The sequence below is a fragment of the Jatrophihabitans sp. genome, assembly GCF_051960575.1.
Lineage (GTDB): Bacteria > Actinomycetota > Actinomycetes > Mycobacteriales > Jatrophihabitantaceae > JBQCEE01.
The window spans coordinates 1-6,278 of sequence record NZ_JBQCEE010000182.1; the positions used below are offsets into that span (position 1 = coordinate 1).

Annotated in this window: 4 protein-coding genes, 1 tRNA gene and 1 pseudogene; 4 read left to right on the plus strand and 2 right to left on the minus strand. The window is 72.1% G+C overall.

The features are described from left to right. A partial coding sequence (locus ACTHMS_RS10480) for a kynureninase/PvdN C-terminal domain-containing protein (protein WP_440306606.1) occupies positions 1 to 552 on the plus strand: 552 nt, incomplete at its 5' end. A gap of 96 nt (positions 553 to 648) precedes the next feature. Here the strand turns inward: ACTHMS_RS10480 and ACTHMS_RS10485 are convergent. Next, the gene (locus ACTHMS_RS10485; protein WP_440306607.1) at positions 649 to 1,599 is read right to left on the minus strand and encodes an acyl-CoA desaturase; all 951 of its coding nucleotides are present in this window, start codon (positions 1,597 to 1,599) and stop codon (positions 649 to 651) included. A 153-nt stretch (positions 1,600 to 1,752) separates the two neighbouring features. On the opposite strand from ACTHMS_RS10485, the gene ACTHMS_RS10490 reads away from it, so the two are divergent. From ACTHMS_RS10490 to ACTHMS_RS10500, 3 genes are all read left to right on the plus strand, one after another. Then, positions 1,753 to 1,825: transfer RNA gene (locus tag ACTHMS_RS10490), tRNA-Gln, on the plus strand. A gap of 43 nt (positions 1,826 to 1,868) precedes the next feature. Then, positions 1,869 to 3,296 (plus strand): bifunctional UDP-N-acetylglucosamine diphosphorylase/glucosamine-1-phosphate N-acetyltransferase GlmU, encoded by a 1,428-nt coding sequence (gene glmU, locus ACTHMS_RS10495; protein WP_440306608.1) that lies wholly within the window; start codon positions 1,869 to 1,871, stop codon positions 3,294 to 3,296. Beyond that, positions 3,296 to 4,276 carry a ribose-phosphate diphosphokinase gene (locus tag ACTHMS_RS10500; protein ID WP_440306609.1) on the plus strand — a complete coding sequence of 327 codons (981 nt, stop codon included), beginning with the start codon at positions 3,296 to 3,298 and terminating at the stop codon, positions 4,274 to 4,276. The genes glmU and ACTHMS_RS10500 overlap by 1 nt, the downstream gene beginning before the upstream one ends. Positions 4,277 to 4,357: 81 nt before the next feature. Here the strand turns inward: ACTHMS_RS10500 and ACTHMS_RS10505 are convergent. Further along, a pseudogene (locus ACTHMS_RS10505) lies at positions 4,358 to 6,121 on the minus strand (CocE/NonD family hydrolase). Between the last annotated feature and the right edge of the window lie 157 nt (positions 6,122 to 6,278).

Here is a 6,278-nt window from a genome sequence, read left to right on the forward strand (position 1 = left end):
CTCAACGGCGGCCCGGGCGCGCCCGCATGGGTCTACGTGCCACACCGCCTGCAGGCCGCCGCCGACCTGCCGCTCACCGGCTGGCTCGGCCACTCGGCGCCGTTCGCGCTCGAGCCCACGTACACGCCGGCGGGCGGGATCGGACGCGCCCGCATCGGCACGCCGCCGCTGCTGTCGATGATCGCGCTGGACGCCGCGCTCGACGTCTTCGACGACGTGACCATCGAGCAGGTGCGCGCGAAGTCGCTCGCCCTCACGGACCTGCTGCTCGGCTTCGTCCGGGATCGACTGCCGGAGGTCGAGGTCGTGACGCCGGCGCGGCGAGGGTCGCAGGTGGCGCTGCGCCTGCCGCACGCCTACGAGGTGACCCAGGCGCTTATCGCGCGCGGGGTCATCGGCGACTTCCGCGCGCCCGACCTGCTGCGGCTCGGGTTCGCGCCGCTCTACCTGCGCTTCGCCGACGTCTGGGACGCGTGCGAGGCGCTCGCCGACGTGCTCGCCACCGAGGCCTGGCGCGACCCGGCCTACGCCCAGCGCGCCCCCGTCACCTGATGATCTCGGGAAGACCCCGGCTGGAGCCGGGGTTTCCCCGAGATCATCGCGGTGAGGGCGCGGGCTTTCCCGAGATCATCGCGGTGAGGGGCGCGGTCAGGCGGTCGCGCGCAGCTTCTCGAGCCGGTCGGCCTTGGGCCAGCGCACGTCGGTGGCCCAGCCCAGCTTCTCGAAGGCCCAGATGATGCGGGCCGAGATGTCGAGCTGGCCGCGCAGCACGCCGTGGCGGGCGGCGGTCGGGTCGGCGTGGTGCATGTTGTGCCAGCTCTCGCCCATGCTGAGGATCGCGAGCGGCCAGAAGTTGGCGGCCTTGTCGCGCGAGGCGAACGGACGCTTCCCCACCATGTGGCAGACCGAGTTGATCGACCAGGTGACGTGGTGGATCAGGAAGATCCGCACGAGCGAGCCCCAGAAGAAGGCCGAGAGCGCGCCCGTCCACGACATGGTGACCAGGCCGCCGATGAGCGCGGGCAGGCCGAGCGACACGATGACCCAGAGCCAGAACAGCGACGAGATCACCCGGATCGGCCGGTCGGCCAGCAGGTCGGGCGCGTACTTCTCGCGGTTGGTGTGCTCCTCGTCGAACAGCCAGCCGATGTGGGCGAACCAGAAGCCCTTGGCCAGCGCGCCCGCCGACGTGCCGTAGCGCCACGGCGAATGCGGGTCGCCCTCGCGGTCGCTGTAGGCGTGGTGGCGGCGGTGGTCGGCGACCCAGCGGATCACCGGGCCCTCGATCGCCAGGCTGCCGGCGAGGGCGAGCACCGCGCGCAGCGGCCGCGCCGCCTTGAACGACTTGTGGGTGAAGAGCCGGTGGAAGCCGACGGTGACCCCGCCGACGCCGAGGAAGTAGAAGACCACCAGCAGGGCGACGTCGAGCCAGCTCATGCCCCAGCCCCAGGCCACCGGCACGGCCGCGATGATCGCCAGGAACGGCACGATCACGAAGGTGTAGAGCATGAGCTGCTCACCGGGACGCTTGCGGCCCTCGAAGACGGGCTTGGTGCCGGCCGCCGGCCGGTCGGTCGGGCGGTCATCCACCAACGACATGCAGTACTCCTGAACCCTGATCGGCGTCCGCCCCGTGTTCGGCGTCACCGTGCTTGCTACGGGAGCGTAACCACCGCTGCCCGATCCGCCCAATCCGTCCCTGGGCCGGACTCGACGGCGCGCCGTCGTGACATAGGCTGACCCCGGCTCTGGTGGGGGATGGGGTAATCGGCAGCCCGCAGGCCTTTGGAGCCTTGCAGTCTCGGTTCGAGTCCGAGTCCCCCAGCGTTGGTGTCGGCGGAAGGGGCAGTGTGCCCGGCGAGTGTGCGGTGGTCGTCCTGGCGGCCGGTGAGGGCACCCGCATGCGGTCGGCCGCGCTGCCCAAGGTGCTGCACGGATTCGCCGGACGATCGCTGCTGGGCCACGCGCTCGCCGCCACCGCCGACCTCGACGCGGGCGCCACCGTCGTGGTCGTCGGCCACCGCCGCGACGAGGTCACCGCCCACCTGTCCGACATCGCGCCGGCCGCCGTGCCTGTCGTGCAGGCCGAGCAGCACGGCACCGGGCACGCGGTGCGCCTGGCGCTGGCCGCCGTACCCGACGACGCCCGCACCGTGGTCGTGCTGCCGGGCGACGCGCCCCTGCTGCAGGCCTCGACGCTGCGGGCCCTGGTCGATGCGCACGACCGGCTCGGGGCGGCCGCGACGATGCTGACCAGCGAGCTCGCCGACCCGACCGGGTACGGCCGGGTGCTCCGCGGCGACGACGGCGACGTCCGGCGCATCGTCGAGCACAAGGACGCGACGGCCGACGAGCGAGCGGTGCGGGAGGTCGCGTCCGGTGTCTACGTCTTCGACGCGGCCGCGCTGCGCGACGCGATCACCCGGCTCTCGACCGACAACGCCCAGGGCGAGGAGTACCTGCCCGACGTCATCGGGATCTTCGTCGCCGAGGGCCGGCGGGTCGGTGCCGCGGTCGTGCCCGCCGACGAGACCGCGGGCGTGAACGACCGCGTCCAGCTCGCCGCCGCCCACCGCGTCTACAACGACCGCCTGCTCGAGCAGCACATGCGCGCCGGCGTCACCGTCGTCGACCCGGTCACCACCTGGGTCGACGCCGGCGTGACCATCGAGCCGGACGCGACCCTGCTGCCGTCCGTCGACCTGCACGGCACGACGCACATCGCAGCGGGCGCCGTCGTCGGGCCGCAGTGCTCGCTCACCGACACCGTCGTCGGCGCCGGGGCCGCCCTCGACCGCGTGGTCGCCAAGCAGGCGCGCGTCGGCGCGCGGGTCACCGTCGGGCCGTTCGCCTACCTGCGTCCCGGCACGGTGCTCGGCGACGACGCGCACGTCGGCACCTACGTCGAGATCAAGAACAGCAGCGTCGGCACCGGCTCGAAGGTGCCGCATCTCAGCTACGTCGGCGACGCCGAGATCGGCGAGGGTTCGAACATCGGCGCGGCGACGGTCTTCGTCAACTACGACGGCGTCGCCAAGCACCGCACCACCGTCGGCGACCACGTGCGCATCGGCTCGGACACCATGCTCGTGGCGCCGGTGTCCGTCGGCGACGGCGCCTACACCGCCGCCGGGTCGGTCATCACCAAGGACGTCCCGGCGGGTGCGCTGGGAGTGGCCCGCGCGAACCAGCGGAACGTGTCAGGCTGGGTGCAGCGCACCCGGGCCGGCACCGCCGCCGCCGACGCGGCGGCGCGAGCGAACGAGCCGACCGAGCAGACCGAAGGTGAGACCTGATGTCGACGCTGCACATCGACGCCCACAAGCACCTGGTGCTGCTCTCCGGCGGCGCGTTCCCCGAGCTGGCGGAAGAGATCGGCCGCGAGATCGGCGTGACGGTCACCGGCACGACGCGGCGCGAGTTCGCCAACGGCGAGCTGTTCATCCGCCCGGACGAGTCGGTGCGCGGCACCGACGCCTTCGTCATCCAGGCCTGCACCACCCCGATCAACCAGTGGGTGATGGAGTCGCTGATCCTCGTCGACGCCCTCAAGCGCGCGTCGGCGAAGCGCATCACCGTCGTCGCGCCGTTCTACCCCTACGCCCGGCAGGACAAGAAGCACCGCGGCCGCGAGCCGATCTCGGCCCGCCTCATCGCCGACCTGTTCAAGACCGCGGGCGCCAACCGGCTGATGACCGTCGACCTGCACACCGCGCAGATCCAGGGTTTCTTCGACGGGCCCGTCGACCACCTCTTCGCCATGCCGCTGCTGAGCGACTACGTCCAGACGAAGTGGGGCGACGAGGACCTCGTCATCGTCTCGCCCGACACCGGCCGCGTGCGCACCGCCGAGCAGTGGGCCGACGCCCTCGGCGGCCGCGACATCGCGTTCGTGCACAAGACCCGCGACATCGACTCGGCCAATCAGGTCGTCGCGAACCGCATCGTCGGTGACATCGCCGGCCGGTTCTGCCTGCTGATCGACGACATGATCGACACCGGCGGCTCGATCACGAAGGCCGCCGACCTGCTCTTCGCCTCCGGTGCCGCCGAGGTGGTCGTCGCCGCCACGCACGGCGTGCTCTCGGCCCCGGCCACCGACCGGCTCAAGAACAGCCGCATCCACGAGGTCATCGTCACGAACACCCTGCCGATCCGTCCCGAGCAGGAGTTCGACAAGCTCACCGTCCTCTCGATCGCCCCGCTGCTCGGCAAGGCGATCAAGGAGGTCTTCGAGGACGGCTCGGTCACGTCGCTGTTCGACGGGCGCAGCTGAGACAGCGGGAACCCCCCGCTGTGGCCCAAATTCCGGCTCGGAAACGGGCCAGAGCGGGGGGTTTCGCGTCCCCCCGGGCACCTAGCCGATCAACGGCAGGGTGACGGACGAGGGGTGCGAGGCGGTGCGCTGCACCTGGTAGACGCCGCCGGCGAGCCGCTGCAGCTGGGCCGGGGTGGGCATCAGGTGCGGGAAGTCGGTCGTGTTCAGCGTGATCCGGATGCGGTGACCCGGCGCGATCGTCGCGTACGTCGGGCAGACCTCGACGTCGTAGCGGGTCACGGCGCCCGGGACGACCGGCCGCGCGGACGCCGCCGTGTACGGGTGGTACGGCAGCACGGTCTTCCCGCCGACCGTCCACGACCTCGACGCGTCGACCGAGCGCAGCGAGCCGAGCAGGGCGCCCTGGGTGAGCGGCTTGGAGGTGCCGTCCGGGGCGACGTCCTCGACGTTCACCACCCACTCGGTCTCGGCGGTCGTCGCGGTGGCGTAGATCGTCGCGGCGATCGGCCCGGCGAGCGTGCGGGCCCGCGTGAACGCCGGCGTCGTGTAGGTCAGCGCGGTCGGGCCGACCTGGCCGGGGCGATCGTCCTGGAAGCACGGTGTCGGCAGCGCGAGGTTGTCGAGCACGAGGGTGAAGGCGCCCATGATCCACTGGTCGGACGAGCGGTCGCAGATGGACGAGCCGACCGGCGCCCAGGCCTCGGTGTCCGAGCCGGTGGCCGCGGTCGGGGCGGTCGTCGAGAGCGACCCGTCGTTGGTCGAGAACGCGCCGCTGCCGCTGCGGGCGCCGGAGAGGTACATCGTCGTGGGTCTGGCACCGACGAGCGGGTAGGCCGTCGTGTTCGCGTACGCCTTGCGTCCGAGGTCGTACTAGTGCAGCGGCGTGCGCGTCGTCGCCATGCCGGTGTCCTTGCCCTTGAGCCAGGTGTCGAACCACTCGAGTTCGAGCGGCTGCAGGCCCGGGTCGGTCGACCCGACGAGGTGCGTGTACGGGCCGTCGAGCAGCTGGTAGCGGCCGGTCACCGGCTGGGTCGCGGTCATCGGCGCCGTCGACGACCGTCCCGCCCACGCGTTCTGCAGAACCGCGTAGTACAGCGGCTCGCCGCGCTGGAACAGGTCGTACTCGCCGCCGACGAGGTAGGCCGGGATGTGGTTCGCGACGACCTTGTCGAGCACCGTCGTCGGTGACTGCTGCTTCCAGGTCTGCGTGTCGAACGAGTCGGGGCCGCCGAGGTAGGTCTTGAGCAGGAACGCCGCGTTGTAGTCGCCGGTGTTCTGCGCGTGCTGCAGCAGCACCTGCAGCCGCGACTGCAGGTCGGTCGGGTCCTGCAGCAGGCCGACGACCGGGTTCAGCAGGTTCACCGCCGGCAGCAGGCCGCCGAGGTAGGCGACGTCGAACTCGCCGCCGGGGATGCCGCCCATGAACGCGGTGTCGCGGTAGACCTCGTTCGCGGACACGATCGGGAAGATCGCCTTCACCGGCGAGTTCGGCCCGACCGCGCCGGCGGTGAGCAGCTGGGTGATGCCGAGGTACGAGGCGCCGTGCAGCCCGACCTTCCCGCTCGAGTGCGGCAGCTTCGCCGCCCAGTTCACCACGGCCACGCTGTCCCTGACCTGCTGCGGGTCGAAGAGGCTGAACGTGCCGCCGGACGACCCGGTGCCGCGCACGTCGACCGCGACGTCGATGTACCCGCGCTGGACGAACCAGGGGTCGATCCCGATGACGTTGCGCCCGTACGGCGACTGCGTCAGCAGCACCGGGAAGCGGCCGGCGGCGGACTTGCCGGTGGCGAGGTCGGTGGGCGTGTCGACGGTCGCGCGCAGGATCGTGCCGTCGGCCATCCGGATGGGCACCTCCTGCTGCGAGGCGACGCCGTAGATCGGGCCCGGGTCGCTCCAGTGGTGCCCCGGCGCGGCGCTCGCGGCGATCGCCACGGCGAGCGGGTCGGTCGTCGCGGCGCCCGCGCCACCGTCGGTCAGGGCGGGCGACGCGGCGAGC